The organism is Flavobacterium sp. FlaQc-28, from assembly GCF_044007415.1.
GTDB lineage: Bacteria > Bacteroidota > Bacteroidia > Flavobacteriales > Flavobacteriaceae > Flavobacterium.
In genome coordinates, this window is sequence record NZ_JBIPCM010000031.1 from 1 (window position 1) to 258 (window position 258).

At 32.9% G+C, this 258-nt stretch carries 1 protein-coding gene; it reads left to right on the forward strand.

Annotation, left to right across the window (positions count from 1 at the left end; all coding sequences use genetic code 11):
• Positions 1-258, forward strand: a 258-nt coding sequence (locus tag ACHRVL_RS23050) for a hypothetical protein (RefSeq protein WP_395415599.1), incomplete at both ends; no start/stop codon positions are given.

Sequence of the window (258 nt, forward strand, 5' to 3'; positions counted from 1 at the left end):
GACCGTTATTGAGAGGACGTGATGTTAAACGATATTCTTATGAATTTGCTGATTTTTACATTATTGCAACATTTCCAAGTTTAAAAATTGACATTGAAGAATATCCGTCTGTGAAACAGCATCTTATGAGTTTTGGATATGATCGAATAAAACAAACAGGAGAGGCAGGGGCTAGAAAAAAGACTAGTAATAAGTGGTTTGAAACACAAGATAGTATAAGTTATTGGGAGGATTTTTCTAAACAAAAAATTGTGTGGG